The sequence below is a fragment of the Spirillospora sp. CA-108201 genome (assembly GCF_050936235.1).
Lineage (GTDB): Bacteria > Actinomycetota > Actinomycetes > Streptosporangiales > Streptosporangiaceae > Spirillospora.
The window spans coordinates 2,063,779-2,089,413 of the sequence record NZ_JBNJNE010000001.1 but is presented as its reverse complement, the minus strand read 5'-3'; the positions used below and the strand labels follow the sequence as shown (position 1 = coordinate 2,089,413).

Sequence of the window (25,635 nt, the reverse complement as noted above, 5' to 3'; positions counted from 1 at the left end):
CGTCCGGGAAGGCCCTCCGGGGTCTCGTGCCGCCCCGGCGCGGCCGCCCGCAGATCGCCGATCAGCCTACCCCCGGCGGAGTTCCGCCGCGGCGGGCGCGAGGACGGGGCGGATCGGCTGTTGACCGGAGTGCCCGCTGATTCTATCTTCGGAAAATCCGACCAGTCGGTATGTGTTTTCGGGCCTCGGGGGATTCGCGCTGATTCATCGGCGAGGTGAGGCGACGTGTCCGGCTCCTCCGCGATCCTGGAACTACGAGAGGTGACCGTCCGCTTCGCCGGGCTGGTCGCACTGGACGGGGTGTCGCTCACGGCGCCCGAGGGCCGGGTCACCGGCGTGATCGGCCCGAACGGCGCCGGCAAGACGACGCTCTTCAACGCCGTGTGCGGGTTCGTCCGGCCGGAGTCGGGCGAGGTGCGCTGGCGGGGCCGGGTCCTCGGCCGCCACCGGCCGCACGACCTGACGCGGCTCGGCATCGCCCGCACGCTCCAGGGCCTCGGGCTGTTCCCCGGGCTGACCGTGCTGGAGAACGCGATGGTCGGCGCCGACCCGCACGCCAGGACCGGGTTCTGGTCCGGCCTTCTCGCGCTTCCGCGCGCCGACCGCGACGAGGCGGCCCTGCGCGAACGGGCCATGGCCCGGCTCGCGGAGTTGGGCGTCGCGGGCGAGGCGGCGCGGCTGCCCGGGCAGCTGCCCTACGGCGTGCAGAAGCGGGTCGCGCTGGCCCGCGCGCTCGTGGCCGAGCCCGACCTGCTGCTGCTGGACGAGCCAGCCGCGGGGCTGTCCGCGGCCGAGATGGACGAGTTGGCCGGGCTGATCCGCGGGCTGCGCGGCGGGCCCGCCGTCGTCCTCGTCGAGCACCACATGGACCTCGTCATGGGCGTCTGCGACCAGGTCGTCGTCCTGGACTTCGGGAGGGTCATCGCGAGCGGCCCGCCCGAGCGGGTGCGCGACGCCCCGGCCGTCCTCGACGCCTACCTCGGCGAGGAGGTCGCCGATGCTTGAGGTGAGGGACCTCACCGTCGCCTACGGGGCGGTCCGCGCGCTCGGCGGCGTGGACCTGTCGGTCGACGAGGGCTCGGTCACCGCCGTGCTCGGCGCGAACGGCGCGGGGAAGACCACGCTGCTGCGCGCCGTCTCCGGCCTCCTGCGGCCGCGCTCGGGACGCGTCGTGCTGGACGGCGCGGACATCACCGGGCGGGCGGTCGAGGAGATCGTCCGGCTCGGCGTCGCGCACGTCCCGCAGAACGGCGGCGTGATCACCGAGCTGACCGTGGAGGACAACCTGCGGCTCGGCGGGCTGTGGCGGCGGGACCGGGCGGCCCTCGCGCGCCGGGTCGCCGAGATGTACGCGCTGTTCCCGCCGCTCGCGCAGCGCCGGTCCCGCGCCGCCGCCACCCTGTCCGGAGGCGAGCGGCAGATGCTCGCGCTGGCCCGGGCGCTCACGGGCGGGCCGCGGCTGCTGCTGGTGGACGAGCCGTCCCTCGGCCTCGCGCCGCGGGTGGTCGCCCAGCTCATGGCCGTGCTGCGGCGGCTGTGCGACGAGGACGGCCGGACCGTGCTGCTCGTGGAGCAGAACGCGCGCAGCGCCCTGTCGGTCGCCGACCGCGCCGTCGTCCTGGACCTCGGCTCCGTCGTGGCGGACGAGCCCGCCGCCGCCGTCGCCGCCGACGACCGCCTCCGCCACGCCTACCTGGGGTTCTGATGGTGCGCTTCCTCAATCTCACGCTCGCCGGGATCACCTCCGGGGCGGTGTTCGCGGCGGTCGCGCTCGCCCTGGTGCTGATCTGGCGCTCCACCCGCGTCGTCAACTTCGCGCAGGGCGGCATGCTGATGTTCACGACGTTCCTCGCCTGGAGCGTCATCGACGCGGGCGGCTCCTACTGGCTCGCGCTCGGCGCCGCCCTGGCGTCCGGGCTGGTGCTGGGCGCCGTCGTCGAGCGCGTCGTGGTCCGCCCCGTCGAGGACAAGCCGCCGCTGAACGCGGTGATCGTCACCCTCGGCCTGCTCGTGCTGCTGCAGGCGGCCGCGGGCATGATCTGGGGCGACACGCCGCACTCCTACCCGCCCGCCTTCACCATCAAGGGCCTGTCCGCGGGCGGGACGCGGCTGCTGCTGTCGCCGTTCGACCTGTTCGTCATCGGCGCCGTCGCCGCGGTCATGGTGCTGCTGACACTGCTGTTCGTCCGCACCGACCTCGGGCTGCGGCTGCGGGCGTCGGCGTTCGCGCCCGAGATCGCCCGGCTGCAGGGCGTGCGCGTCGGCCGGATGCTGACCCTCGGCTGGGCGCTCGCCGCGCTCGTCGGCTCGCTCGCCGGGGTGCTGATCGCCCCGTCGGTGTTCGTCGGGCCCGCCCAGTTCGACGCGATGCTCGTCCTCGGGTTCACCGCGGCCGTGATCGGCGGGCTGGACAGCCCCGCGGGCGCCGTCACCGGCGGGCTGCTGCTCGGCTGCGCCCTCAGCTACGTGTCCGGCTACCTCGGCTCGGAGCTCGTCGCCCTCGGGGCCCTCGCCGCCCTCACCGCCGTCCTGATGGTCAGACCGAACGGCCTGTTCGCCGCGAGCACCGGACGGAGGGTGTGAGTCGTGACCGCGCCCGTGCGAAGCGTCCTGCGCCGCTCCACCCTGACCCGGCACGCGGCCGGAGCCGTCCTCGCGCTCGCCGCGCTGTACGTGCTGACCGCGGCCGCCTCCCCCTACCGGGACCTGCAGATCGCGCAGGCCGCCTACCTCACCTGCGCGGTCGCGGGCCTGACGGTGCTGACCGGGCTCGGCGGGCAGATCTCCCTCGGGCACGGCGCGTTCATGGCGGTCGGCGCCTACACCGCCGCGCTGGTCATCGGCCACTGGGGCTGGCCGCTCGCGGCCGTCCTGCCGGCGGCGGCCGGGGCCACCGCCGTCGCCGGCGCGGTGGTCGGCGCCGTCGCCGCCCGGCTGCACGGCCCCTACCTGGCCGGCGCCACCCTCGCCTTCGCCGTCGGGCTGCCCGGCCTCGCCAACTACGAGCCGCTCACCCGCGTGCTCGGCGGCCAGAACGGGCTGACGATCGTCCCGCCGGTCCCGCCCGCCGCGCTCGGCGAGACGTTCCCGCTGGAGCGCTGGCAGGCGTGGATCTGCTGCCTCGGCGCCGTCGTCACGCTGTTCCTTCTCGCGAACCTGACCCGCGGCCGGTTCGGGCGGACGCTGCGCGCCAGCCGCGACGACGAGATCGCCGCCGCGCTGAGCGGGGTCCGCGTCGCCCGGCTGCGGATCGCCGCGACCGTCGTCTCGGCGGCCTGCGCCGGGCTCGCCGGCGGGCTGCTCGCCGTGGTCGCCACGCTGGCGGCGCCGGGCGCGTTCCCGCTCACGCTGTCCCTCCAGCTCGTCGCCGCGATCGTCATCGGCGGGCTCGGCAGCCTGCCGGGCGCCGTGTGGGGCGCGCTGATCCTGGTCTACGTGCCGACCTGGGCGGCGGACCTGTCGTCCTCGTCCGGCCTCTCGCACGACATCGCGTCGAACCTGCCCCTCGCCCTCTACGGCCTCGTCCTCATCGTGGTGACGCTGGCCTTCCCGCGCGGTGTCCAGGGAGGGCTGCGCGACATCGGCGGCGCCGCCAAGCGCCGCGCACGCGGGAGGCGCGACCGGGCTCCCGGGGCGCGCGGTCCGGCGTCGAGCGACACATCGGGGCCCACCACAACGCACCCAGGAGGAGCAGATGAAGCGACCCCGGACGAGGCGGGCGCTCGCCCTGACGACCGCGGTGACGCTGGCGGCCGCGGCGAGCGGCTGCGGCGGTGACGCGGGGGGCGGCGGGTCGGCGGCGCCCGGCGTCACCGCCACCACCGTCACGATCGGCAGCCACCAGCCGCTGACCGGGCCGGCCGCGCCCGGATACAGCGCCAACTCCGCGGCGTCCAAGGCGTTCTTCGACCACGTGAACGCCTCCGGCGGCGTGCACGGACGCAAGATCGTCTACAAGTACGTCGACGACGCCTACAACCCGACGCAGACCGTGAGCGTGACGCAGAAGCTCGTCCTCCAGGACAGGGTCTTCGCGATCTTCAACGGGCTGGGCACGCCCACGCACTCCAAGGTGGTCGGCTACCTGAACGCCCAGCGCGTCCCCGACCTGTTCGTCGCGTCGGGCTGCGGCTGCTGGGACCGGCCGGACGAGCATCCGCAGACGTTCGGCTGGCAGGTCGACTACATCCGCGAGGGCAAGATCCTCGGTGACCACGTCAGGAAGGCCTACGCGGGGAAGAAGGTCGCCTACTTCTTCCAGAACGACGACTTCGGCCAGGACGGGGTGAAGGGCCTCGACAAGTACCTGCCGAAGGACCAGGTCGTGTCCCGGCAGTCCTACCAGCCGGGCAGCACCGACATCGGCGCGCAGGCGCAGGCGATCGCGCAGTCCAAGGCCGACGTCGTCGTGCTGTTCAGCATCCCCACCTACACGGCGCTGTTCCGGCTCGCCGCGCTGAAGCTGGGCTACAAGCCGACGTTCGTCGTCAGCAACGTCGGGTCCGATCCCATCACCCTCACGGGGCTGCTGGAGAGCTTCGCCAAGAAGGGAGGCAGCGAGGTCGAGGGCAGCCCTCTCATCCAGGGCATGGTGACCGACGGCTACCTCGCCGCGCCGGGCGACGCCTCCAGCAGCTGGACGGCGCTGTTCAAGAAGGTCCACGACCGGTACATCCCGAAGCTGCCGTTCAACGGCAACATCGTCTACGGGATGTCGGTCGCCTACACCTTCGTGCAGGCGCTCCAGGCGGCCGGGAAGAACCCGACCCGCAAGGGCGTCGTGGAGGCGCTGGAGAAGTCGCGCTTCACGGGGCCGGGCGTCGTCCCGTTCGCCTACGGCCCGGACTCGCACGCCGGGTACACCGGGGCCGTCATCGGCACGATCAAGGGGCAGAACGTCGTGCCCGAGGGGCGGCCGCTGACCACCGACGACGGTGACGGCCCGATCCGGCCCTACACGACCCCGCAGCCGCAGGCGCCCGCGAACGGCGTCCCCGCCGCGGGCTGACGGGTCCCGCCGCGGGCGGCGTTCAGGCGCGGACGACCTCCGGGCCCGTCGCGGCGATGTCGGCGGCGAGGTCGGTGTCCAGACCGGTGTCGGTGATCAGCACGTCGATGTCGGCGAGGTCGCCGAACCGCACGAGGTGGTCATGCCCGATCTTGGTGCGGTCGGCGAGCAGCACGCGCCGCCGCGACGAGGCGATCATCGCCCGTTTCACCGCGGCCTCGGCCTGGTCGGAGGTGGTCAGCCCGCGCTCGACCGAGCAGCCGTTGGTCGCCATGAACGCCACGTCCACCCACAGGTCGGCGAGCGGGCGCAGCACCCAGTCGTCCACCGTGGCGAGCGTGCGGCCGCGCACCCGCCCGCCGAGGATGATCACCGTGAGGTTGGGGCGGGTGGCCAGCACCGCGGCGTGCGGCGGCGAGTTCACGATGACCGTCAGCTCGCGGTCGGTGGGCAGCAGCTGGACGAACCGGGAGGTGGTGGTCCCGGCGTCCACGATGACCGACCCGTCGGCGGGCAGCTCCTCCAGCGCCGCCTTGGCGATGCGCTGCTTCTCCTCCGTCATCACCGCGTCCCGCGCCGCGAGCTCCGGCTCGAAGCCGAGCCGCTCGACGGGCATCGCGCCGCCGTGCACGCGCCGGACCGTCCCGGCCCGCTCCAGCACGGTCAGGTCCCGGCGGATCGTCTCGGTCGTGACCGAGAACTCCTCGGCGAGCGCGACCACGTCCACCCGGCCCTTCGAGCGCGCCAGCGCAAGGATCGCCTGCTGCCGTTCCTCGGCGTACATGACCGTCGTCCCCCGTTCCGTCCGCGTCGCGGTGCGTCCATTGTGCCGAGTCCGCGGCCGGGGCGGGGCCGCGATCAGGCGGGTGGTCCGGCGTCCAGGTCGCGGGCGAGCAGGTCGGCGAGCTCCTCCAGCGCGCCGCCGGCCTGCTCGCCCTCCGCCGACAGGGTCACCTGCGTGCCGTGCCGCGCGCCGAGCGACAGCACCCCGAGGATGCTGCTCGCGGGGACGGGCGCGCCGTCCCCGACCCGGATGGACACCGGCACCGGCTGCCGCGCGGCCGCCTGGACGAACAACTGCGCGGGGCGGGCGTGCAGCCCCTGCGCCGCGGCGACGACGACGTTCCGTTCGGGCATGGCGTCTCCTTCAGGGCTCGATCGTGACCTTGATGGCGGCGCCCCGGGTGACCAGGTCGAGGGCGTCGTGCAGGGCGTCCAGCGGGAGCCGGTGGGTGATGAGGTCCTCGACGGGGACCCGCCCGGAACCGATCAGCTCCAGCGCGCGGGCGTTGTGCGCGGGGCTCGACCCGTTCGCGCCGACCAGGGACAGCTCCCGGTAGTGGACGCGGTTGGCGTCGACGGGGACGACGGGGTCGTCCTTGGGCAGCCCTCCGAACAGGCTGACCCGGCCGCCCGGCGCGACGAGCCGCTGCGCCTGGCCCTGCGCGGCGGCCGACGCGGCGGCGGTGATCGCGACGTCGGCGCCGCGCCCGCCGGTGCGTTCGAGGATCTCCTCGACGACGTCGCCGGCCCCCGCGTCGAGGGCGGCGTCCGGCTTGACGAGCGCGGCGGCCCGGTGCAGCCGCTCGGCGTTGACCTCCACGAGGAACACGCGGGCGGCGCCGCGGGCCCGCGCGACCCGCACGTGCAGGCAGCCGACCGGGCCCGAGCCGAACACCACGACGTCGTCGCCCTCGCCGACCCGGGCCAGCTCCTGGCCGTTCAGCACGCAGGCGAGCGGCTCGGCGACCGACGCCTCGGCGAACGGGACGCCCTCGGGGATCCGGTTCACCCCGCCCACGGCGAGCACCTTCGCCGGGACGATCATGTACTCGGCGAACCCGCCGTCGTAGTGGTACCCCATCGACTCCTGCGCGGCGCAGACCGTCATCCGGCCGCGGCGGCATTCGGCGCACCGCCCGCACGGGATCGCCGCGATCACCTGGACGCGGTCGCCCGCGGCCCAGTCCCCGGCGCCCGCCCCGGCCTCGACGACCTCGCCGGCGATCTCGTGGCCCATCACCCGGGGCGGGACGATGTGGTGGTGCCCGAACCGGGAGATCTTGACGTCGGTGCCGCAGGTCGAGCAGTTGCGGACGCGGATCTTCAGCTCGCCGGGGCCGGGCTCGGGCTCGGGGGCGTCCTCCAGCCGGATGTCGGCGGGGGCGTAGAAGCGGGCGACCTTCATGCGGTGATTCCCTGTCCTGTCGGTTCCTCGTCCTCGGTCCGCGGGGCGAGCAGGGCGAGGACCTGCTCGGCGGCGGTGGCCTCGCGCAGCGCGCGGGCCCGGCCCGGGTCCATGAGGACCTGCGCCAGCTCGGCGAGGATCTCCATGTGGCCGTCGCCGCGCGTCGCGATCGCGATGCAGACGGTGACGGTCTCGCCGTTCCAGTCCGCCCCCTCCGGGAAGCGGACGACGGCGAGGGCGTCGCGGCGGATGAGGTCGCGGCCGCGGGACGTGCCGTGCGGTATCGCCACGCCCTCGCCGAGGTAGGTGGAGACGGAGCGCTCGCGCTCCAGCATCGCGTCGACGTAGCCGGGGTCGACGGCGCCCGCGTCCACGAGCACCTGCCCGCAGACGCGGACGGCGTGCTCGTGGTCGCGGGCCCGCGCGTCCAGCCGGATCGCCTCCGGTGCGAGCAGGCCGGCGGCGCCGTCAGGCACCGACCTCACCGCCGTCCTTGATCGCCTTGACCAGCCGGTCGACGGCGGGGTCGCCGAGGTAGACCTCGAACGGGATCACCGGTGCGTCTCCGGCGCCGCGCCGGGCGCGGGCCGCGAGCCCGGTGTGGCAGACGACCACGTCGGCGTCCCCGGGGATCGCGTCGACGGGCGTGTGCTCGACCGCGACGTCCTGCTTGCGCAGCGCCTTGCGGAGCTGCCCGGCGAGCATGACGCTGCTGCCCATGCCGGCGTCGCAGGCGATGACGAGTTTGCGGATGTCCTTGCCGTTCATCGTGGATGCGCCTTCCATCAGTGGGCGGTCGTTTCCCGTGCCGCGCCGCCGGCGGGCTCCGGCGGGGCGGTCTCCTCGGCGGCGCTCCGCGCCTCCGCGGCCGGCGCCTCCCCGTCCTGCGGGCCGGTCTCGCCGTCCTCGGGTTCGGTCTCGGCCAGCCTGCCGAAGCCGAGCAGGGCGGCGCCGACGCCGAAGGAGACGGCCGCGGAGGCGAGCAGGCCCGCGTAGACGCCGATCCAGTTGCCGGCGCCGCGGGGCGTCTGCGTGAGGTAGGCGAAGATGCTGCCCGGCGACGGGGTCGCCACGAGCCCGGCGCCGGTGGCCACGAAGATCGCCACGCCGGTCACGCCGCCCGCCATCGCGGCGAGGATCATCCGCGGCTTCATCAGGATGTAGGGGAAGTAGATCTCGTGGATGCCGCCGAAGAAGTGGATGACGGCGGCCGCCGGGACGCTCGGGCGCAGCCGCCGCGGCCCGAAGAACCAGTAGGCGAGCAGGACGCCGAGGCCCGGCCCCGGATTGGACTCCAGCATGAACAGCACGGACTTGCCGTGCTCGGCGGCCTGCTGGACGCCGAGCGGCCCGAGCACCCCGTGGTTGACGGCGTTGTTGAGGAACAGCACCTTCGCCGGCTCGATGAGCAGGGACGTGAGCGGCAGCAGGTCGTGGTCGATCAGCCACCCCACGCCGTCCCCGGCCCACTCGGTGAAGGTGTTCATGACCGGGCCGATGAGCCGGTTCCCCGCGACGGCCATCGCGGCGCCGACGATCCCGGCGGAGAAGTTGTCGACCAGCATCTCGAACCCGGTCCGGACGCGGTCCTGCACGAGGCCGTCGAACAGCCGCAGCAGGTACGCGGCGAGCGGCCCGACGATCATCGCGCCGAGGAACATCGGCACCTCGGCGCCGACGACGATGCCCACGGTGGCGACCGCGCCGACGACGGCGCCGCGCTGGCCGTGCACCATCCGGCCGCCGGTGTAGCCGATCAGCAGTGGCAGCAGGAACTTGATCATCGGGTCGACGAGCTCGCCGAGTTCCTTGTTCGGCAGCCAGCCGGTCGGGATGAACAGGGCGGTGATCAGGCCCCAGGCGATGAACGCGCCGATGTTCGGCATCACCATCCCGGCCATCCGGCCGCCGAGCCGCTGGACGTTCGCGCGGAAACCGCTCCCGGCGGGTTCCGGGGTGTAGGTGGTGGCCATCTCGGCCTCCTGTCGTTCGGGGGGTGGGGGGTCGTGCTCTGCGGGGTCAGGTCGGGAGGGGACGGGCGAGGTCGGGCCGCGGATGGATGCGGACGATGTCGCGCCGCACGTCGGCGGCGCCGGGCATTCGGCTGGCGGGCAGCCGCACGGCCGCCGCGCCCCAGGCGAGGCCCTCGGCGAGCGCGCGGGGCCCGCGGGCGCCCGCGGCGAGGAACCCCGCGAGCAGGGCGTCGCCGGCGCCGACGGTGCTGCGCGGGAGGGCGACCGGCGCCTCGCCGGTGAGGACGCCGTCGTCGTCGACGAGCACCGCGCCCTGCGCGCCGAGGCTGACCAGGACGGCGCGGGCTCCCCAGGCCCGCAGCTGCCCGGCGGCCTCGACCGCGTCGGCCACGGTGTCGACCGGGCCGCCCGCGGCCTCCGCGAGCTCCTCCCGGTTCGGTTTCACCAGGTCGGGCGAGGCGGCGAGGGCGGCGCGCAGCGCCGGGCCGCTGGTGTCGACCGCGACGCGGACGCCGCCGGCCGCGAACCGGCGGCACATCCGCGCGTAGGTGCCGTCCGGGACGCCGGGCGGCAGGCTCCCGCAGCCGACCACCCAGCGGGCGGAGCCGGCCGCGGCGGCCATCGCGGCGCCGACCTCGTCCAGCTCCGCGGGCGACAGCGGGCCGCCGGGCTCGTTCAGTTTGGTGACGACGCCGCCGGGCTCGACGATCGTGACGTTGGACCGGGTCCGCCCGCTGGCGCGGACCGCGTGCACGCGCATGCCCTCGGCCTCCAGCAGCCGGCGCAGCTGGTCGCCGTCCGCGCCGCCCACCGCGACCACGGCGGCGGACGCGACGTCGTTGGCCAGCAGCGCCCGGGACACGTTGACGCCCTTGCCGCCCGGGTCCAGCCGCGCGGACCGGGCCCGGATGACCGCGCCGCGGGTCAGCACGTCCACCTCGATCGTCCGGTCGAGGCTCGGATTGAGCGTCACCGTGACGATCATGCGCCGACCGCCTCCGGCTCCATGTGGCTTCCCTTCTGTTTGAGTTGGTTTCTCTTGTTTTAGATCCGTTTTGGGCTGAGGTCAAGAGCGGACGGGCCGCCCTGGTCGTTCTGTCCGGTGGCGGGAAGGATGATCTGTGGTGGCGGTGCGATGTGGTGCGGTGCGATGCGCGATGCGCGATGCGCGATGCGCGATGCGGGAGGGGCGGGACGGTCTGATGGCCTGGTCGGTCTGCTTCAGCCTGCTCGCGGCGTTCCTGTTCGCCGCCGCGGCGGCCCTGCAGTACCGGGCCGCGAGGCGGGCCGTGCGCGGCGTCTCGGACGCCTCGGCCGCCCACGGCCTGATCCGCCGGCTGGTCCGCGACCCGGTGTGGCTGACCGGGTGGGGCGTCAACCTCGGCGGGTTCTGCGCGCAGGCCGTCGCCCTGAACTTCGGCTCGACGGCCGTCGTGCAGCCGCTTCTGGTCACCCAGCTCGTCTTCACGATCGTGCTCGGGACGATCGGCACGGGACGCCGGCCCGCGCGGCTGGACCTGTTCGGCGGCATCGCGGTGTCCGCGGGCCTCGCCGTCCTGTTCACGGTTCCGGGCGCGATCCCGCCGCAGGGCGAGCCGTCCCGGCCGCGGATCCTGCTCGCCGGGCTCATCGCCGCGCCGGTCATCGTGGTGCTGTCCCGGGCGGCCTGGCTGCGCAGGGGCCCGGTGCGGGCCGCGCTCCTCGGCGTCTGCGCCGGCCTGTGCTTCGCGGCGACCGCCGTGCTGATCAAGCTCACCACCGCTGACCTGGTCGACCGCGGGGTCGCGGCCACCGCGGTGGACTGGCCCGGCTACGCGCTGGCGGGCAGCACCCTGCTCGGCCTGGTCATCGAGCAGCGGGCGTTCGCGGCCGGATCGCTGCCCGCCGCGATGACCGCGATGACGATGACGAACCCCATCGCGTCCTACCTCGTGGCCGCCTTCGCCTTCCAGACGCTGCCGCCCCGGACGGCCGCGGCGTTCACCGCCCTGTCGTTCAGCGTGCTCCTGCTCACAGGGGGCGTCGCGCTGCTGTCGCGGTCCGCGCACGCGACCCGCGAGGGCGATACGGTGCCCGGACCCTCCTGAAAGGATCCGCTTTGATCACCCGACGCGCCCTCGTCCTCGGCGGGCTCGGCGGCGTCGGCGCCGTCGCGGCCACGGGCGGCACCGGCTACGCGCTGGTCGAGAGCGAGGCCCTCCCCGGGAAGGTCCGGCTGGACCGCGCGCTCGGCAGGTGCGGGGACGTGCCCGCGCCGCCGCCCGCGTCGGTACGGCCCGAGACGCTGAGCTGGCGCTCCGCGCACCGCCGCACGATCGTCACCGCGACGATCGTCCCGCCCGCCGCGAACCGGTCGCCGCGCGGCCTGCCGGTGGTCGTCGCGCTGCACGGCACGGGTGACGACGGCGCCGCCCTCGTGCGGAAGCTGGCCCTGGACCACTACCTGCCCGACGCCGTCGCGAGCGGCGGCGTCCCCCCGTTCACCCTGGTGAGCGTGGACGGAGGGTCTTCCACCTACTGGCATCCCCGCGCCTCCGGCGACGACCCCGTCGGCATGATCGTGGAGGAGCTGCTGCCGCGGCTGCGGGAACGCGGCGCCCGCACCGGCCGCGTCGGCGCCATCGGCTGGTCGATGGGCGGCTTCGGCGCCCTCGTGCTCGCCCGCCGCCTCGGCCGTGCGCGCACGGCCGCCGTGGTCGCCTCGTCCCCGGCCCTGTTCGCCTCCTACGAGGACGCGATCGCCGCCAACCGGCGCTCGTTCGACGGCGCGGCGGACTACGACCGCAACGACGTCTTCGGCGCGCTGGGCGAGCTGAAGGGGATCCCGCTGCGCGTCGACTGCGGGACGAGCGACCCCTTCGCCGACCGGGTGCGCGAGTTCCGCGACCGGGTCCGCCCCGAGGGCGGGCTGGAGGACGGCTGCCACGACGCGGCCTTCTGGCGGCGGCGGCTCCACCGCCAGCTGGCGTTTCTCGGGCACCGCCTGGCCGCCCGCTGAGCACCGGGGGACGTCGGCGGCACCAGGCATGATGGCGTCATGAGCGCCACACCGGCCAGCACCGAGATCGGCGACCGGACGGCCTACGCCGCCGCCGTCCAGACCGCCGTCGCCGCCTCCGCCGCCTACTACGGCGAGGGCGACTCGCCGCTCGACGACGACGCCTTCGACCGGCTGGTGCGCGGCATCGCCGCCTACGAGGCCGAGCACCCGGACGAGGTGCTGCCCGAGTCCCCGACGGGCAAGGTCGCCGGGGGAGCGGTGGTCGGCGACGTCCCGCACACCGTCCCGATGCTGAGCCTCGACAACGTGTTCTCCGCCGAGGGCCTGGAGACGTGGGCGGCGCGCCTGGCCCGCAGGCTGGGCCGCGAGGTCGCGGAGTGGAGCGTGGAGCCGAAGCTGGACGGGATGGCCATCTCGGCCCGGTACCGCGGCGGGCGGCTCGTCCGGCTGGTGACGCGGGGCGACGGCGCCGTTGGGGACGACGTCTCGCACTGCACCAGCATGATCCGCGGCCTGCCGGGGCGCCTCGCCCGTCCGCTCACCGTCGAGCTGCGCGGCGAGGTGCTGATGACGCGGACCCAGTTCGAGGCCGCCAACGCCGCCCGCACCGCCGCGGTGGGAACGACGTTCGCCAACCCGCGCAGCGCCGCCGCCGGGTCCCTGCGCACCAAGGACCACCCCTACGAGGTGGAGATGACCTTCTTCGCCTACGGCGCGCTCCCGATGGACGGCACCGACGACGAGACGGCCGCGCGCCTGCGCGGCCTGCCGCACGGCCAGATCATGGAGCTGGTCGCCGGCCTCGGCGCCAACACCACCGCCGCGACGTCCGCCCCGGGGATCATCGCGACGACCGTCGCGCGGGTGCTGGAGCGGGTCGAGGAGATCGCCGCGCTGCGCGCGGAACTCGCCTTCGGCATCGACGGCATCGTGGTCAAGGCGGACGCGGCGGCCGACCAGGCCGACGCTGGCCTGTCCTCCCGCGCCCCGCGCTGGGCCGTCGCCTACAAGCTGTCCGCGGTCGAGAAGATCACCCGGCTGCTGGACGTGGAGTGGAACGTCGGCCGCACCGGGGTCATCGCGCCCCGCGCCGTCCTGGAGCCCGTCGAGGTCGACGGCTCCACCGTCACCTACGCGACCCTGCACAACGCCGCCGACATCGGGCGCCGAGGCCTGATGATCGGCGACCACGTCACCGTCTACAAGGCGGGCGACGTCATCCCGCGCGTGGAGGCGCCCGTCGTCCACCTGCGCACGGGCGAGGAGCGGCCGATCGAGATCCCGGCGGCCTGCCCGCGCTGCGGCGAGGGGATCGACGCCTCCCAGCAGCGCTGGCGGTGCGTGCGGGGGCGCGCCTGCCACGCCGTCGTCTCCCTGCGCTACGCGGTGGCCCGCGACCAGTTCGACATCGAGGGCCTCGGCGAGGGCCGCATCGACCAGCTCATCGCCACAGGGCTGATCACCGACTTCGCCGACCTGTTCACCCTCACCTACGACCAGGTCATCGCCCTGGAGCGGATGGGGGAGACCAGCACCACCGCCCTTCTCGCCGCGATCGAGGGCGCCAAGGCCAAGCCGCTGAGCAAGGTGTTCTGCGCGCTAGGCTTGCGCGGCACCGGCCGGTCGATGTCGCGCCGCATCGCCCGCCACTTCGGCGCGATGGACGCGATCCGCGCCGCGGACGCCGAGGCGTTCCAGGAGGTCGAGGGCGTCGGCCCGGAGCGCGCCGCGGTCCTGGTCGCCGAGATCGCCGAGCTGGCCCCGCTGATCGACAAGCTCGCCGCCGCCGGGGTCACCATGGCCGAGCCTGGTGCCGGGGGCCCCGCCGCGCGGGAGGCCGGGGACGGCGCCGCGGCCCTTCCCCTGGCCGGGATGTCCGTCGTCGCGACCGGAGCGATGTCCGGCCCGCTCGACGGCCTGTCCCGCACCCAGGTGAACGAGCTGATCGAACGCGCCGGCGGCAGGGCGTCCTCGTCGGTGTCGGCCCGCACGTCCCTGCTCGTCGCGGGGGAGAAGGCCGGATCGAAGAAGGCCAGGGCCGGGGAGCTCGGCGTCGAGATCGTCACGCCGGAGGAGTTCGCCGCCCGCGTCGCCGCGTTCCTGTGAGCCGCGGCTACGCGGTCCGTTCGGCGTGGTCGGCCCGTTCGGCGCGGCCCGTCCGCACCAGCCAGCTCAGCACCAGCATGAGGTCCAGCCGGCCGTCCGGCTCGGTGAACCGGCCGCCGGTCAGCTCGGTGATGCGGCGCAGCCGGTACCGGACGGTCTGCTCGTGGATGTGCAGCCGCTCCGCGGCGATCACCGCGTTGTCGCCGCACTGCAGGTAGGTCAGCAGCGTCTCGGCGAGCGGCTGCCGGCGCGCCGGAGGCAGCTCCAGCAGCGGCCCGAGGACGGCTTCGGCGGTCGCGCCGACCAGTTCGTCCGCCGCGAGCGTGGCCAGGGACGCGATGTGGTCCACGCACCGGACCGGGCCGTCGCCCGGCAGCAGCCCCCGCTCCGCCAGCGTCAGGGCGTGCCGGGCCCAGCGCAGCGACACCGCGCCCAGGCCGATCGGGACGGTCGGGCCGAGCGCCGATGTGCCGAGCCTGCGCAGCGCCGGCCACAGGCGGTCCTGCCCGGGGCCCTCCGGGTCGGGCACCACGAGGAAGGGGATCGGCGCCTCCCAGTCGGCCAGCACGGCGGGCGGCAGGATCCGGGCCCCGGAGGGCGCCCCCGCCGGCAGCGCCACCAGCGCGATGCTCTTCGGCAGCTCCCAGCGCGCCGCGACCGCCAGCTCGGCGACGGCGTCGTGCCCGGGCGGGGGCTCGGCGACCAGCAGGTCGCGGAGCCGGTCGCGGCGGCGCTCCCGCTCGGTCGCCAGCTGGCCCTGCTCGCGGGCGTAGCCCTGCGCGGCGGCGTCGGCGGCCCGCGCCAGCAGCATGAACAGCGAGTCGGTCAGCCGGCCCAGCGTCTCGCGCGACCAGCCGAGCCGGTAGGCGTCCTTGATGAACCGGCGGCAGGCGACCTGGCTGCTGACGCGCATGGCGTTCTGCAGCGCGGCAAGGCTCCGGCCGTGCCGCGCCTCCTCCTCGCCGAGCCGCAGGTACAGCTCGGTGATCCTGCGCGGGTCCGCGGTCGGATGGTCGACGGAGTCCACGAAGAACGCGACGGTGTCGCTGACCGTCCGCTCCACCTTCCGGGCGTACTCGCCCCCGTCGGCGCTCGCGTACTCGGGGACCTGGTCGCGGATCTCCCGCTCCATCTCGTCCACGGCGGCCTGGAGGTGCTGCCTCAGCACGTCGGGCAGCTCGGCGGGCATCGGCCCTTCGGTCATCCGTTGTCCGATCGGCGGGGTGGGCTCGGGCGAATCACCCTAGGCAAGAAAGCGAACGCTGTCATCACCCGACGGACGGGACGGTCAGGGATGGGCGGGCTGCGGCGCGGTGGCGGTGGTGGCGGGGGTCGCGGAGGAACGCCGCCGCGCGGTCAGGCGCCGGCCGAGGTTCTGCGCGGGCCGTTCGACGTAGCGGTGCGCCAGCGCCGCGAAGGTGAGGACGGTCGCCAGCAGCACCACGCCCCAGGCCGCCCGGACCGGCGCCGACAACCCCCAGGTGTCGCGTCCGGCGGCGTGCCAGATCGCCTGGATGACCAGCGGGTGCAGGAGGTAGACCGAGTAGCTGACCAGGCCCAGCCACACGAACACGCGCGGCATGGAGCGGTTCCGCAGGGCGAGCCCGGCCAGGAACGTCAGCCACGCGGCTCCCACGGCGATGGACCAGTCGAGCCCGAGGGGGTTCGGGTTGGCGTGCAGGGCCCAGCTGGTCGGGGTGCGCATGCCCGCCGCCAGCGTCAGGGCGGGGACGATCGCCACCATCGCCGCGGCGGGTCCGAGGCGGAGGCGTCCGTCCTGGATGCCGCGGATCGCGGTCCCGGCGAACATCGTGGCGATGATGCACAGGCTCTCGATGGCGCCGATACGGCTGTTCAGGACGAGCAGGATGAGGGCCAGCGCGGCCACCACCGCGACGCCCGCCCGCCGCAGCCCGCGGCGGCGGCTGACCATGGCGGCCAGCCCGCCGGCGAGCAGCAGCGCGGCGGCGAGGATCGTCCCGCCCGGCCAGCGGGAGGCGAGCAGCCCGGACGGCAGCGCGACCCCGAGGATGGCCGCGCCCACGCCGAAGCCGAGGGCGACCCGGGCGCTGGCGCGGTGCACGCCGGCGACGAACATCGCGGTCACGAGCAGGTAGAAGACCATCTCGTAGGACAGCGTCCAGAAGACGTTGACGACGTTCGGGACGCCCAGCAGGTCCTGCAGCATCGTCAGGTGCGCCAGCGCGGACGCCCAGGGCCGGTCGCCGATCGCCGCCGGCAGCCCGTAGGAGAGCCCGGCCGCGCCGAGCAGCAGCGCCAGCACCACCGCCACGCCCCACGCCGGGTACAGGCGGAAGAACCGCCCGGCCCAGAACTGCCGGACGCTGCCGCGCCGCTCCAGGGAGAACGGCACCACGTAACCGCTGACGAGGAAGAACACGAAGACCCCGTACCGGCCGAAGTCGAACCACGGGCCGGTCGCCCGGCGGACCTCGGGCAGCAGCACGTCGAGGGAGTGCTCGAACACCACCACCAGGGCGGCGAGCCCGCGCAGGGCGTCGAGCCAGCCCATGCGCGGCGCCTTCGCCGGGGGAGCGCCGATCGTCGCGTCAGGCGGAGTCAGGGTGTTCGTCGGCATCCGGGCCACCCTAGGGGCCGAACCGTTACCGTTTCTAACGAGCAAATGAGATTTCTCTTAATCGCGGCTCCGCCGTCTGACGCAGCGTCACCGGGCGCGGACGCCGGATGAGCGGCGAGAGCAGGGCGAGCGCGGCGAACCGGAGGTGGCCGCCGGGCCCGGCGTGCCGGATGAATGTGATCAACCCCACATCGACGTCAGCGGACGCCGACGACCCCGTACATGACCGGCTCCTCGCGGGGGCCGGCCGGCCCCTCGGCGGCGAGCGGCGTGATCCCGGGCGGCAGCGGGCGGAACGGCCCGAGGAGCCGCGCGATCTCGGCGCCGCCGCGCGGATGCACCGGGACCGAGGTCGCCTCGCCGTAGAGGCGCGCGGCCTCGGTGACGGCGCCGGGGGCGAAGTCCGCGGTGGCGTGCGAGACGACGAGGGCGCTGCCGGGCGCCGTGGCCGCCGCGAGGTCGGCGACCAGGTCCCCGGCGCCGGACACGAAGTGTAGGACGCTGGAGAACACCAGCGCGACCGGTTCGGCCGGGTCGATCAGCCGCCGCACCTCGGGGCTGCCCATGACCGCGGCCGGGTCGCGGATGTCGGCCCGCAGCGCCGCGACGTTGCCGCCGTCGATGAGCAGCGCGCGGGCGTGGGCGATGACGAGCGGGTCGTGGTCGACGTAGACGACGCGCGCGCCGCCGGAGCGCCCGGCGGCCATCTGGTGAAGGTTGTCGGACCTCGGCAGGCCGCAGCCGAGGTCGACGAACTGCCGCACGCCGCGTCCGGCGAGCAGCGCGACGGAGCGGGCGAGGAAGGCCCGGGCGCCCCGGGCGGCGCGGGCGGTCTGCGGCAGCACCCGCAGGATCCGCTGGGCGAGGTCGCGGTCGGACGCGAAGTTGTCCTTGCCGCCGAGGAGGTAGTCCTGGACGCGCGCCGGACCGGGCCTGTGCAGGGCGAGCGGGGTCTCCGGCGCCCTCGTGCCGGCCATGGGCATGGTGCTTCACCTGTCGCCTTCACCAGAGGGGATCGGTGCAATGGCTCGCTTACGACGGTAGGCGGCAGCGGCGGGCCCGGAAGCGGCCGCGCGCGGCGGACCGCCCGAAACCCGCCGGACACATGGCCGCATGGGGCCAGCCGGGTTTGGCGGATCCCGGCCCGGGTCTGCGGCGGACGGTCGCGGCCCGGACGGTTCCGCGCGCGGGCACCGGCGCGCGACTGGCCTTTTCCGGCCATGACAAGCACTTAACCGAAGATGCCGAATCGCGGTGGAGGATCCTCCGGGTCACCGTTCGGGGTCGCGCCACATGAGCCAGACCGGCGGGCACCCCTTGCCCGGCAGCGGAAGCTCACGCGTCACCCGGAAGCCGAATCGCTCGTAGTAGGGCACGTTCTGCGCTTTGGACGATTCCAGATAAGCGGGCAGACCTTCGGCGTCGCAGCGGTCGAGCCGTGACCGCAGGAGGGCGGCGCCCAGTCCGTTGCCCTGCGCGGGCGGATCCGTGCCGAGCACCGCCAGGTACCAGTGCGGCTCGCGCGGGTGGTGCTTCTCGATCGCGCCGAGCGCGCGCAGGGTGGCGGCCGTCCGGGCGCCGAGGATGCGCAGCAGCGGCATGGCGTGGGCCGCCTGCAACCGCAGGGGCACGCTCCACAGGCCGGGCGGGTCCCACAGCGCGGCGGCCTCCGGACCGTCCCCGCGCCCGGTGGTCTCGGTGGCCCCGTGGGGGAGGTGGACCCGCCGCAGCAGGATGCCGAACAGCGCGGTCATCCGCCGCACGCGGGAGGCGTCGTCCGGCAGGAGCCAGCGCCAGACCGGGTCGTCGTCGAAGGCGCGTCCGAGGACGGCCGCGATCGGTGCGGCGTCGGCGCCGTCCGCGACGCGGACGAGGGGGGACGGACGGGGCTCGGACGTCATGGCGCGGCCTCCTCGGGGACGCGCCGATCCTCACCGGGCCCGCGGCCCCGCGTCAAGGAGGGGTCACGCGCGGCCGCGGCGCTCGGCCCGCGCCTTCGCCAGCTCCTCCAGGACGAGCGAGGCGCCGATCCCGACCAGCCAGGTGTCCTTCGCGAGCGGGATGCCCTGCGGGGAGGGGCGCAGCCCGCCCTCCTGCCGCATTCCGGGCAGCCGCAGGTACAGGCCGGTCAGCCCGGCCGAGAACGCGGTGAGCGCCGCGCCCGCGACGAGGGAGGGGACCAGCGGCACCAGCAGCGCGGCGCCGAGGGCGATCTCCGCCCTGCCCAGCGTGCGGGTGAAGTCGCGAGGGTCCTGCGACTCCAGGAAGGGGTAGGCGGCCTTCGCCGTCCCGTGGGTCTGGTCGGCGGCCTCGTCCAGCCCCTGGAGCTTCGACAGGCCCGAGTTCAGGACGAACGCTCCGACGGCCAGCCGGACGGGCATCTGGTGAGCGCGGGCAAGAAGACGCATCGTGTCCCCATCAGCGATCGGAAGACCGGGCGAAGGGCATCATTCCCGCCGAATCGCCTCTACACCTGATCGCCGGGTCAAGTCTCGGCCTCCCGGGGCGCGGAGGTCCGGATACCACGCCGGGAGCAGGCGCCCGGCGGGCGCCTGCCCCGGGCGGGGCAGGCGGAAAGCCTCCGGGCGGCCGACGACGCCTCCGGCGCCGCCGTTGGACGATCGGGCCGTCGTCGAGAGAACCGGGAGCGCCGAGATGTCGAGCGTCCAGTCGCGGCCGGCGGCCGCCGGGCAGTGGTGGCGGCCGGGGCCGCCGGTCCGCAAGACCGTCACCGTCGTGCACGTCGTCGCCTCCGTCGCGCTTCTGGGGGAGGTGTGGGGCCTCGTGCTGCTCAACCTCACCGCCACCTTGACCGCGGACCGGGTGCTCGCCCACTCCGCCTACCGCCTGATGGGCGTGCTGGTGTTCGGGGAGGCATCCCGCTCAGCCTCACCGCCCTGGCCACCGGCGTCGCGCTCGCCACGGGCAGCGCGTGGGGCCTCGCGCGGCACTCCTGGGTGTTCGCCAAGCTGGTGCTGCTGATCCTGGTGATCCTCGCCGGGATGCTGCTGTTCACGCCCCAGGCGATGGCGGACGCGACCAAGGGCGGGGCGGCCGCGGCCGCCGGGCGGCAGTGGGAGCAGGTCGCGGTGGTCTCCTGCCAGCTCGCGATGCTGCTCGCCGCGACCGCCCTCTCGGTGTTCAAGCCCCGCGGCCGCCTCGGCCGGCGGCGCGCCCGCTCATGAGGCGGGCTGCGCGCCGGGCAGGCGCTCGGCGGCGGCCCGCAGCGCCTCCACGCACGCCCGGACCGCCGGCCGGTCCGACCCCGCCCGCCACACCGCGTAGATCTTGCGGCGGATGGCGGGCCGGGTCGCGACGATGCGGGCCCCGTGGGGGATCGGGTCGCGGCCGAGCCGGGGGATGAGCGCGGCGGCGAGGTCGGCCGCCACGAAGGCCAGCTGGGTCGGGTAGTCGGCGACGTTGCAGACGATGTCGGGCTCCACGTTGTGCTCGCGCAGCGTCTGCACGAGCTGCTGGTCGCAGGTGCCGCCCGCCGTCCACGAGGCCCAGCGCATCCCGCGCAGTTCGTCCAGGGCGACCGCCCGCCGCCGGGCCAGCGGGTGCCCGGCCGGCAGCGCCAGGTCGATGATGTCGGACGACAGCAGGACGTGGGCCACCGACGCGGGGAACGGCGTGACCAGCGTGTCCCAGCTCTCGACGACGGCGACGTCGATGTCGCCGCGCGTGAGCGCGGGCAGGATCTCGTCGGTGTTCGCCTCCTGCAGGGTCGGGGTGAGGCCGGGATGCCGTTCGCGCAGCGCGTTGAGCGCCGCGGGCAGCACCGAGCGCGCCGCCGTCACGAACGCCCCGAGCCGCAGCGGTCCGGCGGCGGCCTCGCTCAGCCCGTCGAGCTCGGCCGCGGCGGCGGCCAGCTGGGCCATCACCCGCTCGGCGTGCCCGGCCAGGACGTGTCCGGCCCGGGTGAGCCGGACGCCCCGGCCCTGCGGTTCGAGCAGGGAGTGGCCCGTCTCGCGTTCCAGCTTGGCGAGCTGCTGCGACACTCCCGAGGGCGTCACGTGCATGGCCTCGGCGGCGGCCGCGATCGAACCGTGCACGGCCACCGCGTGCAGGGCGCGCAGGCGCTCAACGTTAATCGTCACAGTAGTAATGCTACTGGTTTCCGCTTACTAGTATTCGCTTGTGCTAACTAGTCGCGGGACGGCAGCGTGGTGCGCATGCGACGGATCGATCCGCGGCTGCTCCTGATCGCCGGCGCCGCGTTCATCTCGGTGTCGGCGATCCTGTTCCGGCTGTCCGGCGTCTCGTCCGGGACGGCCGCGTTCTTCCGGTGCGCGCTCGCGCTGCCGGTGCTGGTGCCCCTGGCCCGCTGGGAGCGGCGCCGGGCGGGGCCGCGCCGCCGCGCCGGGACCGACGTCCTCGCGGGGCTGCTGCTCGGCGCCGACTTCGTGCTGTGGGGCGCGTCGATCGACTGCGTCGGGGCGGGAATCGCGACGGTGCTGGTGAACGTCCAGGTCGTCGTCGTCCCGCTGCTGGCGTTCGCGGTGTTCGGGGAACGGCCCTCACGGGCCTTCGCGCCGGCGGTGCCGGTGCTGCTGGCCGGGGTCGCGCTGGCCGGCGGCATCGCGGGGCACGGCACGTACGGGCCGGACCCGGTGCTCGGATCGCTGTTCGGCGCGGGCGCCGGGCTGGCCTACGGCGGTTACCTCTTCCTCACCCGCCTCGCCGGGCGCGGCCAGGAGCACCGGGCGCAGCCCGTCCTCCTGTCGACGCTGGGCGCGGGAGCGGCCTCCCTCGCGATCGGCGGCTCGTGGCAGGGCGTCGACCTCGCGCCGGGGTGGCCCGCCCTCGGCTGGCTCGCCGCGCTGGCCATGACGGGACAGGTGTGCGGCTGGGTGCTGATCGGCGCGGCGCTGCCCCGGCTGGGCGCCGACGTCGCCGGGACGCTCCTGCTGCTCCAGCCGGTGCTGGCGGTCGCCCTCGGCGCGGCGGTCCTCGGCGAGCGGCCCGGCCCGGCGCAGCTCGCCGGGTGCGGCCTCGTCGTCACCGCGATCTGGCTGGCCGGCATGGGTAGCGTTTCTCCGCGTGACGACTCCGGAATGGGCGCCCGAGCACGAGGTGACGCCCGAACTGGCGAGCACGCTGATCGGGCGGAGGTTCCCTGAGCTGCGCGGTGCGCCGGTGGAGCGCCTGGCCACCGGCTGGGACAACACCGTCCTGCTCGTCGGCGGGGAGTGGGTGTTCCGCTTCCCGCGCCGGCGGGTGGCGATCGCGGGGGTCGAGCGCGAGATCGCCGTGCTGCCCGTCCTCGCGCCCCGGCTGCCGCTGCCGGTGCCCGTGCCGCGTTTCGTCGGGGACCCGTCGGACGACTTCCCCTGGCCGTTCTGGGGCGCGCGGCGCATCCCGGGCCGCGAGCTCGCCGACGTGCGGCCGCCGGACGGGGACCGGATCGCCGCCGCCGCCGAGACCGGGGCCTTCCTGCGGGCCCTGCACGACCCCGCCCTGGCCCGGGACGCGGGGGAGGGCCTGCCGCTCGATCCGATGGGACGCGCCGACCCCGCCGGGCGGGCGGCGCGGACCCGCGGCCGCCTCGACGCGATCGCCGCCCGAGGGGTGTGGAGGCGGGACCCGGCCGTCGAGGAGTTCCTGGCCGCGGCCGAGGGCCGGGCCGCTCCGGGCGGAGAGCCGGTGCTCGTCCACGGGGACCTGCACGTCCGGCACCTGCTGCTCACCCCCGGCGGCCGTGCCGCGGGAGTGATCGACTGGGGGGACGTCTGCCGCGGCGCCCCGGCCCTGGACCTGTCGCTGGCCTACGCGGGGTTCGACGGCGCCGCGCGGGAGGCGCTCCTCGCGGAGTACGGGCCGGTGCCGCGGGAGCAGGAGGCCGCCGCGCGCGTCCTGGCGCTGAACCTCACGGCGACGCTGGCCGAGTACGCGGCCTCCACCGGTCGGGACGCGCTGCTCGCCGAGGCCCTCGCCGGGATCGGCCGGGCCCTCAGCTGAGGCCGGGGCTCCGGGTGCGCATGTAGACGCGGACCGCGGTGCCCCCCGGGCCGGTGTGGACGCGGACCAGGTCGGCGAGGTGGTTGACCATGAGGATGCCGCGGCCGCCGTTCGGGCTCATGTCCGCCGGGCGCCGGCCGGCGAGCGGGTCGCTGATCGTCCCGGCGTCGCTGACCTCGCAGACGACGTGGCCGTTCTCCGGCCAGAGCCGCGCGGTCCCCGTGCCGCCGCCGTGCAGGCACGAGTTGGCGGCCAGCTCGTTCACGGCGAGCTCCAGGTCGCCGACGGCCGCGGCGCCGAGGCCGAACCGCGCCCCCCAGCGGCAGGCGAACTCGCGGACGAGGGGGAGCGCGCCGATGTCGAAGCTCATCGCGACCGCCCCCGCGGCCGCGGCCGGCTCGGGCAGCGGCAGGTTGTAGTCGCCGATGACGCGGTGCGGGGCGTAGTCGCCGCTCGGGCGCGCGCCGCACCGGTCGATCACGACCGGATGGGTGGCGCGGGCGTCGGCGATCGCCGTCGGGTCCAGCCGGGCCGCGTCGTAGGGGCAGAGGATCGTCACGGCGCGCCCCGCGAAGGCCAGGTTGATCAGGGCCTCGTGCTGCGCGCAGGCCGGGTACTCGGTGTCGGAGCGGCCGGGCCAGACCGGCTCGCCGACGATCCGCACCCGGCCCGCGGCGTGCCGGTCGGCGAAGTGCCGCAGCACGCCGGGGATGATGCGCCCGGGGTTGCGGCCCGCCTTCGCCATGTCGATCCAGGTCACCCGGCTCCCCGCCGCGCCGAGCGCGCCGGTGAGCAGGGCCGCGCGGGCGCCGGGCACCGCGACGGCGACCGGGTCGCCCTCGTCGAGGCCGGCGCGGATGAACGGCACCGTGCCCGCGAGGTACTCCTCGTCGCCGCGGTAGAAGAGCGCCGGGTGCGTGAACGCGTCCTCTCGTGCCACGCCCGTTCCGCCGGGCCCGAGGCTCATCGTTCGATCGCTCCGTCCGGTGCCGCCGTCACCTGCATCCGACCGAGGGTACGCGCAGGAGGGCAGCCGTACGAGCAGGGCCATGCGGACATCCCCCGAGGTCAGCGGATCTGGAGTTCGCATCGGCGCTACCCGCGAGGCGGCTCCTGAAAACAGACAATATCCGGACCAATCGCGTCCGGGCCGCCACGCCGGCCGCCCGCCGCCACGTGACCGAGGGGTCATCAGCCGGGCAGGAGGACCGCGTCGACGACGTCGGTCAGCCTCCCGCGGCCGCGGTAGGCGGCGCGCTGCCGCTCCGCGCCCGTTCCTCCGGCGAGCAGGCGCCGGACGCCGCGGGCGACGGTGTCGAGGTCGCCGGCCCCGCGCAGCGCGGGCCGCACGTGCGCGAGCAGCTCCCCGGCCAGCGCGCCGAAGCTCGCGGGCCGCCCCGTGCGCACGTCCAGGCCGCGCCCGGCCAGACCGTGCCGCGCCGCCAGCCAGTAGGCGGCGCGCAGCGCCTCGGACGGCGGGTCGGGCGCCCGCTCGCCGGCGTCCACCGCCTCGGACGACACCTGCACCAGCGCCCGCACCAGCGCGGCGAACACCGCCGCCCCGGCGGACGTCGGGGCGACGTCTGCGAGCCGGACCTCGATCGTGGGCAGCCGCGCCGACGGCCGGACGTCCCAGAAGATCGTCCCGGTGTCCATCAGGGCGCCGCAGTCGAGCAGTGCCCCGACGAGGTCGTCGTAGTGGTCCGCCGACGCGAAGTAGGGCGGCGGCCCGGCCGCGGGCCACCGCGCCCAGGCCAGCGCCCGCCAGCAGGCGTGGCCGGTGTCGCGTCCCGCCCAGTACGGCGAGTTCGCCGCCAGGGCCAGCAGCGTCGGCAGCCAGGGGCGCAGGTGGTTGCTGACCTGGACGGCGCGCTCGCGGTCCGGCATCTCGACGTGGACGTGGCACGAGCAGATGCTCTGCTCGTCGTCCAGGCCGCGGTAGAAGGCGAGGCTCTCGGCGTACCGGGCGCCGCGGGTGATCGGGGCGGGCACGAGCTCCCCCAGCACCGGCGTCCCGGTGGCGGCGAGCCGGACGCCTTCGGCCGCGGCGGCGGCGGCCATCACCGCCCGCATCGAGCGGATCTGCTCGCCCAGCTTGTCCAGGTCGTCGCACGGCGAGGTCTTGGCCTCGGCGAGGTAGGCGACGAGTTCGGTGGAGGCTCGCTCGCCGAGTGAGGCGCCCGCCCGGCGCACCACGGCGCCGGCGTGGGGAGCGACCTCCCGGGAGACGGGATCGACGACGAAGTACTCTTCCTCGATTCCGAATCGCAGGGCCATCCCACCACCTCGGGCTCGGGACTTCGAAGCTACGTCGTCGCCGCGCCGCGCGCACCTGCCGGACGGCCCGAATGGGTGGTAAGGGATCTTCTTGACCCTCTTGTGACCCGGCGCTCGGCGGGCACCGTACGGGGAGACGCAACGCAGAGGGAGAGGTGAGATCCCGTGCCCGGTTCGACTCCGATCGGCGTGCTCGTCATCCTGCTCGCCGTCGCCGTGTTCGTCCTGGCGGGGCTGTTCTGTCTCGGCGACAAGCGGAACGGCCCGCCGAGCGGCTCGGATCGCGGCCCCTGAGACGGGCCGCCGGCGCGTGCCGCGCGCGGGCGCCCGGCAGCCCTCAGGGGCCGGGGTCCACGAAGTACATCGACAGCGCGATGAGGTGCGTGACGACGACCACGCCGATGCCGAAGAAGAACAGCATCTTGGCGGGACCGTGCGGGAAGACGGTCCCCGGCTTGAGCGGTCCGCGCTCGCGCTGCCGCGCGGCGATCCGCTCCTCGATCGGAGGCCGGCCGAACACCG

29 protein-coding genes are annotated in these 25,635 nt (G+C 75.2%); 13 read left to right on the top strand and 16 right to left on the bottom strand.

The genetic code is table 11. From position 1 onward, the window contains the following. The first annotated feature begins 225 nt into the window (after positions 1-225). From ACQEU6_RS10345 to ACQEU6_RS10325, 5 genes are read left to right on the top strand one after another with little or no spacing between them, the layout of a single operon-like run. Positions 226-1,005: an ABC transporter ATP-binding protein gene (locus tag ACQEU6_RS10345; protein ID WP_499331008.1), complete on the top strand. Its 780-nt coding sequence runs from the start codon at positions 226-228 to the stop codon at positions 1,003-1,005. Continuing rightward, positions 998-1,705, top strand: coding sequence for an ABC transporter ATP-binding protein (locus ACQEU6_RS10340; protein WP_499331007.1), 708 nt, complete (start codon positions 998-1,000; stop codon positions 1,703-1,705). Before ACQEU6_RS10345 ends, ACQEU6_RS10340 begins: the two co-directional genes overlap by 8 nt. Continuing rightward, complete coding sequence (locus ACQEU6_RS10335) at positions 1,705-2,583, top strand: branched-chain amino acid ABC transporter permease (protein WP_499331005.1); 879 nt, start codon at positions 1,705-1,707, stop codon at positions 2,581-2,583. Before ACQEU6_RS10340 ends, ACQEU6_RS10335 begins: the two co-directional genes overlap by 1 nt. Before the next feature lie 3 nt (positions 2,584-2,586). Further along, on the top strand, positions 2,587-3,777 hold the full coding sequence (locus ACQEU6_RS10330) for a branched-chain amino acid ABC transporter permease (RefSeq protein ID WP_499331004.1): 1,191 nt from the start codon (positions 2,587-2,589) through the stop codon (positions 3,775-3,777). Further along, entirely contained in the window at positions 3,695-5,008 is a 1,314-nt protein-coding gene (locus tag ACQEU6_RS10325; protein ID WP_499331002.1) for an ABC transporter substrate-binding protein, read from the top strand. The genes ACQEU6_RS10330 and ACQEU6_RS10325 overlap by 83 nt, the downstream gene beginning before the upstream one ends. A gap of 22 nt (positions 5,009-5,030) precedes the next feature. Here the strand turns inward: ACQEU6_RS10325 and ACQEU6_RS10320 are convergent, their stop codons facing one another. The 7 genes from ACQEU6_RS10320 to pfkB form a co-directional block, all read right to left on the bottom strand. Beyond that, positions 5,031-5,792 carry a DeoR/GlpR family DNA-binding transcription regulator gene (locus ACQEU6_RS10320; RefSeq protein WP_499331001.1) on the bottom strand — a complete coding sequence of 254 codons (762 nt, stop codon included), beginning with the start codon at positions 5,790-5,792 and terminating at the stop codon, positions 5,031-5,033. 74 nt (positions 5,793-5,866) lie between these two features. Next, positions 5,867-6,145 carry an HPr family phosphocarrier protein gene (locus ACQEU6_RS10315; protein ID WP_499331000.1) on the bottom strand — a complete coding sequence of 93 codons (279 nt, stop codon included), beginning with the start codon at positions 6,143-6,145 and terminating at the stop codon, positions 5,867-5,869. A 10-nt stretch (positions 6,146-6,155) separates the two neighbouring features. After that, positions 6,156-7,196: an alcohol dehydrogenase catalytic domain-containing protein gene (locus ACQEU6_RS10310; RefSeq protein WP_499330998.1), complete on the bottom strand. Its 1,041-nt coding sequence runs from the start codon at positions 7,194-7,196 to the stop codon at positions 6,156-6,158. After that, positions 7,193-7,681, bottom strand: a complete 489-nt coding sequence (locus tag ACQEU6_RS10305; protein WP_499330997.1) for a PTS mannitol transporter subunit IIA — start codon at positions 7,679-7,681, stop codon at positions 7,193-7,195. The genes ACQEU6_RS10310 and ACQEU6_RS10305 overlap by 4 nt, the downstream gene beginning before the upstream one ends. Next, complete coding sequence (locus ACQEU6_RS10300; RefSeq protein WP_499330995.1) at positions 7,665-7,964, bottom strand: PTS lactose transporter subunit IIB; 300 nt, start codon at positions 7,962-7,964, stop codon at positions 7,665-7,667. The genes ACQEU6_RS10305 and ACQEU6_RS10300 overlap by 17 nt, the downstream gene beginning before the upstream one ends. A gap of 17 nt (positions 7,965-7,981) precedes the next feature. Continuing rightward, positions 7,982-9,169, bottom strand: coding sequence for a mannitol-specific PTS transporter subunit IIC (gene mtlA / locus ACQEU6_RS10295; protein WP_499330994.1), 1,188 nt, complete (start codon positions 9,167-9,169; stop codon positions 7,982-7,984). A 46-nt stretch (positions 9,170-9,215) separates the two neighbouring features. Then, a complete protein-coding gene (gene pfkB / locus ACQEU6_RS10290; protein WP_499330992.1) occupies positions 9,216-10,154 on the bottom strand; it encodes a 1-phosphofructokinase in 939 nt (312 codons plus the stop codon). 172 nt (positions 10,155-10,326) lie between these two features. Between pfkB and ACQEU6_RS10285 the strand changes: the two genes are divergently transcribed. From ACQEU6_RS10285 to ligA, 3 genes are read left to right on the top strand one after another with little or no spacing between them, the layout of a single operon-like run. After that, positions 10,327-11,256, top strand: coding sequence for a DMT family transporter (locus tag ACQEU6_RS10285; RefSeq protein WP_499330990.1), 930 nt, complete (start codon positions 10,327-10,329; stop codon positions 11,254-11,256). Positions 11,257-11,267: 11 nt separating this feature from the next. Further along, positions 11,268-12,167, top strand: a complete 900-nt coding sequence (locus ACQEU6_RS10280; RefSeq protein ID WP_499330988.1) for an alpha/beta hydrolase — start codon at positions 11,268-11,270, stop codon at positions 12,165-12,167. A gap of 39 nt (positions 12,168-12,206) precedes the next feature. Beyond that, a complete protein-coding gene (gene ligA, locus ACQEU6_RS10275) occupies positions 12,207-14,276 on the top strand; it encodes an NAD-dependent DNA ligase LigA (protein ID WP_499330987.1) in 2,070 nt (689 codons plus the stop codon). 7 nt (positions 14,277-14,283) lie between these two features. Here the strand turns inward: ligA and ACQEU6_RS10270 are convergent, their stop codons facing one another. The 5 genes from ACQEU6_RS10270 to ACQEU6_RS10250 all read right to left on the bottom strand — a co-directional run bounded on the left by ACQEU6_RS10270 (position 14,284) and on the right by ACQEU6_RS10250 (position 19,283). Further along, complete coding sequence (locus ACQEU6_RS10270) at positions 14,284-15,480, bottom strand: PucR-like N-terminal domain-containing protein (RefSeq protein ID WP_499330986.1); 1,197 nt, start codon at positions 15,478-15,480, stop codon at positions 14,284-14,286. An 84-nt stretch (positions 15,481-15,564) separates the two neighbouring features. Continuing rightward, positions 15,565-16,875 carry an acyltransferase family protein gene (locus tag ACQEU6_RS10265; protein ID WP_499330984.1) on the bottom strand — a complete coding sequence of 437 codons (1,311 nt, stop codon included), beginning with the start codon at positions 16,873-16,875 and terminating at the stop codon, positions 15,565-15,567. A 197-nt stretch (positions 16,876-17,072) separates the two neighbouring features. After that, positions 17,073-17,852 carry an SAM-dependent methyltransferase gene (locus ACQEU6_RS10260; RefSeq protein ID WP_499330982.1) on the bottom strand — a complete coding sequence of 260 codons (780 nt, stop codon included), beginning with the start codon at positions 17,850-17,852 and terminating at the stop codon, positions 17,073-17,075. 294 nt (positions 17,853-18,146) lie between these two features. Next, the gene (locus ACQEU6_RS10255) at positions 18,147-18,776 is read right to left on the bottom strand and encodes a GNAT family N-acetyltransferase (RefSeq protein WP_499330980.1); all 630 of its coding nucleotides are present in this window, start codon (positions 18,774-18,776) and stop codon (positions 18,147-18,149) included. 63 nt (positions 18,777-18,839) lie between these two features. Further along, entirely contained in the window at positions 18,840-19,283 is a 444-nt protein-coding gene (locus ACQEU6_RS10250) for a hypothetical protein (protein ID WP_499330979.1), read from the bottom strand. A 247-nt stretch (positions 19,284-19,530) separates the two neighbouring features. Between ACQEU6_RS10250 and ACQEU6_RS10245 the strand changes: the two genes are divergently transcribed. Beyond that, on the top strand, positions 19,531-19,857 hold the full coding sequence (locus ACQEU6_RS10245) for a hypothetical protein (RefSeq protein ID WP_499330977.1): 327 nt from the start codon (positions 19,531-19,533) through the stop codon (positions 19,855-19,857). Further along, a complete protein-coding gene (locus tag ACQEU6_RS10240) occupies positions 19,833-20,060 on the top strand; it encodes a hypothetical protein (protein WP_499330976.1) in 228 nt (75 codons plus the stop codon). Before ACQEU6_RS10245 ends, ACQEU6_RS10240 begins: the two co-directional genes overlap by 25 nt. Here ACQEU6_RS10240 and ACQEU6_RS10235 read toward each other — a convergent pair. After that, positions 20,055-20,975, bottom strand: coding sequence for a LysR family transcriptional regulator (locus ACQEU6_RS10235; protein ID WP_499330975.1), 921 nt, complete (start codon positions 20,973-20,975; stop codon positions 20,055-20,057). The two genes, ACQEU6_RS10240 and ACQEU6_RS10235, sit on opposite strands and share 6 nt — an antisense overlap. Positions 20,976-21,050: 75 nt before the next feature. Here ACQEU6_RS10235 and ACQEU6_RS10230 point away from each other — a divergent pair, with 75 nt between their 5' ends. Beyond that, complete coding sequence (locus ACQEU6_RS10230; RefSeq protein WP_499330973.1) at positions 21,051-21,998, top strand: DMT family transporter; 948 nt, start codon at positions 21,051-21,053, stop codon at positions 21,996-21,998. Beyond that, positions 21,919-22,836: a phosphotransferase gene (locus ACQEU6_RS10225; RefSeq protein WP_499330971.1), complete on the top strand. Its 918-nt coding sequence runs from the start codon at positions 21,919-21,921 to the stop codon at positions 22,834-22,836. Before ACQEU6_RS10230 ends, ACQEU6_RS10225 begins: the two co-directional genes overlap by 80 nt. Here the strand turns inward: ACQEU6_RS10225 and ACQEU6_RS10220 are convergent. Both ACQEU6_RS10220 and ACQEU6_RS10215 read right to left on the bottom strand, forming a co-directional pair. After that, complete coding sequence (locus ACQEU6_RS10220; protein WP_499330969.1) at positions 22,829-23,776, bottom strand: anti-sigma factor RsbA family regulatory protein; 948 nt, start codon at positions 23,774-23,776, stop codon at positions 22,829-22,831. The genes ACQEU6_RS10225 and ACQEU6_RS10220 overlap by 8 nt on opposite strands. A gap of 251 nt (positions 23,777-24,027) precedes the next feature. Continuing rightward, a complete protein-coding gene (locus tag ACQEU6_RS10215) occupies positions 24,028-25,113 on the bottom strand; it encodes a carboxylate-amine ligase (RefSeq protein WP_499330968.1) in 1,086 nt (361 codons plus the stop codon). Between the two features lie 165 nt (positions 25,114-25,278). Here ACQEU6_RS10215 and ACQEU6_RS10210 point away from each other — a divergent pair, with 165 nt between their 5' ends. Then, positions 25,279-25,407 (top strand): hypothetical protein, encoded by a 129-nt coding sequence (locus ACQEU6_RS10210; RefSeq protein ID WP_499330966.1) that lies wholly within the window; start codon positions 25,279-25,281, stop codon positions 25,405-25,407. 43 nt (positions 25,408-25,450) lie between these two features. Here ACQEU6_RS10210 and ACQEU6_RS10205 read toward each other — a convergent pair whose 3' ends face one another. Next, on the bottom strand, positions 25,451-25,633 hold the full coding sequence (locus tag ACQEU6_RS10205) for a hypothetical protein (protein ID WP_021600299.1): 183 nt from the start codon (positions 25,631-25,633) through the stop codon (positions 25,451-25,453). Between the last annotated feature and the right edge of the window lie 2 nt (positions 25,634-25,635).

Bases quoted from the DNA above. Each gene is read 5' to 3' on its own strand.
- ACQEU6_RS10230 (WP_499330973.1), top strand. From the start codon at position 21,051: ATGCGACGGATCGATCCGCGGCTGCTCCTGATCGCCGGCGCCGCGTTC.
- ligA (WP_499330987.1), top strand. From the start codon at position 12,207: ATGAGCGCCACACCGGCCAGCACCGAGATCGGCGACCGGACGGCCTAC.
- mtlA (WP_499330994.1), bottom strand. From the start codon at position 9,169: ATGGCCACCACCTACACCCCGGAACCCGCCGGGAGCGGTTTCCGCGCG.
- ACQEU6_RS10265 (WP_499330984.1), bottom strand. From the start codon at position 16,875: ATGCCGACGAACACCCTGACTCCGCCTGACGCGACGATCGGCGCTCCC.
- ACQEU6_RS10245 (WP_499330977.1), top strand. From the start codon at position 19,531: ATGTCGAGCGTCCAGTCGCGGCCGGCGGCCGCCGGGCAGTGGTGGCGG.
- ACQEU6_RS10255 (WP_499330980.1), bottom strand. From the start codon at position 18,776: ATGACGTCCGAGCCCCGTCCGTCCCCCCTCGTCCGCGTCGCGGACGGC.
- ACQEU6_RS10325 (WP_499331002.1), top strand. From the start codon at position 3,695: ATGAAGCGACCCCGGACGAGGCGGGCGCTCGCCCTGACGACCGCGGTG.
- ACQEU6_RS10250 (WP_499330979.1), bottom strand. From the start codon at position 19,283: ATGCGTCTTCTTGCCCGCGCTCACCAGATGCCCGTCCGGCTGGCCGTC.
- ACQEU6_RS10310 (WP_499330998.1), bottom strand. From the start codon at position 7,196: ATGAAGGTCGCCCGCTTCTACGCCCCCGCCGACATCCGGCTGGAGGAC.
- ACQEU6_RS10300 (WP_499330995.1), bottom strand. From the start codon at position 7,964: ATGAACGGCAAGGACATCCGCAAACTCGTCATCGCCTGCGACGCCGGC.
- ACQEU6_RS10320 (WP_499331001.1), bottom strand. From the start codon at position 5,792: ATGTACGCCGAGGAACGGCAGCAGGCGATCCTTGCGCTGGCGCGCTCG.
- ACQEU6_RS10260 (WP_499330982.1), bottom strand. From the start codon at position 17,852: ATGGCCGGCACGAGGGCGCCGGAGACCCCGCTCGCCCTGCACAGGCCC.
- pfkB (WP_499330992.1), bottom strand. From the start codon at position 10,154: ATGATCGTCACGGTGACGCTCAATCCGAGCCTCGACCGGACGATCGAG.
- ACQEU6_RS10340 (WP_499331007.1), top strand. From the start codon at position 998: ATGCTTGAGGTGAGGGACCTCACCGTCGCCTACGGGGCGGTCCGCGCG.
- ACQEU6_RS10270 (WP_499330986.1), bottom strand. From the start codon at position 15,480: ATGACCGAAGGGCCGATGCCCGCCGAGCTGCCCGACGTGCTGAGGCAG.
- ACQEU6_RS10335 (WP_499331005.1), top strand. From the start codon at position 1,705: ATGGTGCGCTTCCTCAATCTCACGCTCGCCGGGATCACCTCCGGGGCG.
- ACQEU6_RS10215 (WP_499330968.1), bottom strand. From the start codon at position 25,113: ATGGCCCTGCGATTCGGAATCGAGGAAGAGTACTTCGTCGTCGATCCC.
- ACQEU6_RS10315 (WP_499331000.1), bottom strand. From the start codon at position 6,145: ATGCCCGAACGGAACGTCGTCGTCGCCGCGGCGCAGGGGCTGCACGCC.
- ACQEU6_RS10285 (WP_499330990.1), top strand. From the start codon at position 10,327: ATGCGCGATGCGCGATGCGCGATGCGGGAGGGGCGGGACGGTCTGATG.